Annotated in this window: 2 rRNA genes; both read right to left on the bottom strand. The window is 42.2% G+C overall.

Features of this window, described 5'->3' with window-relative positions:
- Positions 1–195 precede the first annotated feature (195 nt).
- Positions 196–312, bottom strand: a 5S ribosomal RNA gene (gene rrf, locus AC1B00_RS09510).
- A gap of 116 nt (positions 313–428) precedes the next feature.
- Positions 429–3,339: ribosomal RNA gene (locus tag AC1B00_RS09505) — 23S ribosomal RNA — on the bottom strand.
- Positions 3,340–3,700: the final 361 nt, after the last annotated feature.

The raw sequence follows: 3,700 nt of genomic DNA, 5'->3' as shown, positions 1-3,700 counted from the left end.
ATTTTATAAAAATAACAACACTAAAAAAATAAAAACCTACCAACCAACCATAAAAACCAGAACAAATGCAATAAAAACACCTTCTAGCCCTATCCCGTTTTTAAAAAATAAATAAATATAAAAATTGATTTAAAAAAATAAATATGTAAAAATTAATTATTATTAAAAAGAAAGGAGTTAAAAAAGATTTTAACAAGTCCGCAACGAGCTACTTTCCCCATACCAGTAAGGTACAGTATCATCGCCCACAATGTGCTTAGCTTCTTGGTTCGGGATGGGACAAGGCGTTACCACATTTGTATAATCACGGACATTGTTATTTAAATCTATTAGTTTTTAATAAACTTAAATAACAATGTTAAAAGCAAGTAATTTAAACTATTAAACTTACTAAAGTAATAAACCTTAGCAAGGAAGTAATGCTTATTTAAAGTAAGCGGACGGTCTATTAGTATTGGTCAGCTAAATGGCTTTCACCACTTACACACCCAACCTATCAAGCAGCTAGTCTTGCTGCGACCTTAAGAGAAGATTCATCTTAGAGTTGGCTTCGAGCTTAGATGCTTTCAGCTCTTATCACATCCGAACTTAGCTACGCTGCGATGCTCTTGGCAGAACAACAGCTACACCAGTGGTTCGTTCAACCCGGTCCTCTCGTACTAGGGTCAAATCTCTTCAATCTTCTTACGCCCACGGCAGATAGGGACCGAACTGTCTCACGACGTTCTGAACCCAGCTCGCGTACCGCTTTAAATGGCGAACAGCCATACCCTTGGGACCTGCTCCAGCCCCAGGATGCGATGAGCCGACATCGAGGTGCCAAACCTCCCCGTCGATGTGAGCTCTTGGGGGAGATCAGCCTGTTATCCCCGGGGTACCTTTTATCCTTTGAGCGATGGCCCTTCCACACAGAACCACCGGATCACTAAGACCGACTTTCGTCTCTGCTTGACGTGTTTGTCTTGCAGTTAAGCTGGTTTATGCCTTTATACTCTACAAACGATTTCCAACCGTTTTGAACCAACCTTTGTAAGCCTCCGTTATTTTTTGGGAGGCGACCGCCCCAGTCAAACTACCCACCAGACATTGTCCTACGTGAGGATAACTCACGCTAGTTAGCTACCCGAATAAGAAAGAGTGGTATCTCAACGATGGCTCATTATAAACTGGCGTCTATAACTCAAAGCCTCCCACCTATCCTGCACATTCTTATCCAAGTAGCAGTGTCAAGCTGTAGTAAAGGTCCACGGGGTCTTTCCGTCTTGCCGCGGGTAGGAGGAATTTTCACCTCCACTACAATTTCACTGGATCCCTCTTTGAGACAGCTCCCATCTCGTTACGCCATTCATGCAGGTCGATATTTAATCGACAAGGAATTTCGCTACCTTAGGACCGTTATAGTTACGGCCGCCGTTTACTCGGGCTTCGATCAAGAGCTTCGCATTGCTGCTGACCCCATCAATTAACCTTCGAGCACCGGGCAGGCGTCACACCCTATACATCCACTTACGTGTTAGCAGAGTGCTGTGTTTTTGGTAAACAGTCGGGAGGGACTCTTTGTTGTAAGTTTCCTTGCTTTCGGAGTAAATCCTAATACAAGGCTAACCACACCTTATACCGAAGATACGGTGCTATTTTGCAGAGTTCCTTAAAGAGAGTTCTTCCACGCGCCTTAGAATACTCATCCCACCCACCTGTGTCGGTTTACGGTACGGGCAACATTATCTAAACTTAGAAACTTTTCTTGGCTCGACGGCATCAGCAATTCTTCCTTCCATCCGAAGACTTCAGAAAGCCTTTCAGTTCTCGGTCTAACGTTACACGGATTTGCCTGTATAACAACCTACGACCTTAGACTAGCACTTCCATCAGCTAGCTTGCTTAGCCCTAAGCGTCCTTCCATCGCACAATAATGTTGGTATTGGAATATTAACCAATTTTCCATCGCATACCCCTTTCGGACTTTGCTTAGGACCCGACTAACCCTACGATGACGAGCATCGCGTAGGAAACCTTGGGTTTACGGCGTTAATGATTCTCACATTAATTATCGCTACTCATGCCTGCATGCTCACTTCTATACGCTCCAACGCTCCTTACCGGTACATCTTCAACGCCTATAGAACGCTCTCCTACCACTTAGTAAAAACTAAGTCTACAGCTTCGGTACTTATTTTAGCCCCGTTATATTTTCCGCGCAAAATCACTAGACCAGTGAGCTATTACGCTTTCTTTAAAGGATGGCTGCTTCTAAGCCAACCTCCTGGTTGTTAAAGTAACTTCACATCGTTTTCCACTCAAATAAGATTTAGGGACCTTAGCTGGTAGTCTGGGTTGTTCCCCTCTCGACGACGGATTTTATCACTCGCCGCCTGACTGCTGTGATTACACTATAAGTATTCGGAGTTTGATAGGGTTTGGTACATTGGTGTATGCCCTAGCCCATTCAGTGCTCTACCCCTTATAGCTACTACACAACGCTATACCTAAATATATTTCGGAGAGAACCAGCTATCACGAAGTTTGATTGGCCTTTCACCCCTATCCACAAGTCATCCGGAGCCGTTTCAATGGCCGTCGGTTGGGTCCTCCACTAGCTCTTACACTAGCTTCAACCTGCTCATGGATAGATCACTTCGTTTCGGGTCTGCAGCATCTGACTTATCGCCCTATTAAGACTCGCTTTCGCTACGGCTTCACGTTAGCTTAACCTTGCCAGACACCACAACTCGCAGGCTCATTATGCAAAAGGCAGTCCATCACACTGTATTGCTACATAGTGCTCTGAATGATTGTAAGCAAATGGTTTCAGGTTCTATTTCACTCTGATCACCTCAGTTCTTTTCACCTTTCCCTCACGGTACTTGTACACTATCGGTCAGACATTAGTATTTAGGGTTGGATCGTGGTCGACCCAGCTTCAGACAAGATTTCACGTGTCTCGCCCTACTCAGGATACTGCTAAGTAAAGTAAAGATTTTATGTACGGGAGTATCACCCTCTATGCTCAAGCTTTCCAACTTGTTCTACTATCTTTGCTTAGTCTTTGTTGCAGTCCTACAACCCCACTAGTAAACTAGTGGTTTGCCCTCTTACGCTTTCGCTCGCCGCTACTAGCGTAATCTCTATTGATTTCTTTTCCTGTTGGTACTAAGATGTTTCAATTCCCAACGTTCGCTCCATATATGGTAATACATATCTCTATGTATTGGGTTGCCCCATTCGGAAATCTACGAATTAATGCCCCTTGACGGCTCCTCGTAGCTTATCGCAGTCTAGTACGTCCTTCATCGCCTCTGTCTGCCAAGGCATCCGCCATTCGCTCTTATTAGCTTACCTTTATTAATAATGTTAAATATTATTACAATTAAAATTGAAATATATTTGCATGCATTATTGTTATTGTTTTTAGTATTACTAAAACGCATTACTTCCTTGCTAAAGTTTTTATGTAATTATTCTTAACCTTCAAGACGGAAAGCGTCTAAGCTGTGATGCTTAAAAACTTTTTCTTAATATTTAAGAAAGAGATTAAGACTTAATTACCTTTAACAAGCTTATGAAATTGTTTTATATTACTTGCTTGTGACTCTTAACATTGATAAATAAAATAACACTAGGTTAAAACTATATATAAACATAGAATTAAATTAAATAAAACCTAGAAAGAACATTTGCTTAAATGCTCTGTTTAAGTTTT

The sequence above is a fragment of the Campylobacter sp. DY7 genome (assembly GCF_057802535.1).
Note: the sequence above shows the minus strand (reverse complement) of the source record. Positions and strands in the feature narration are given on the sequence as shown.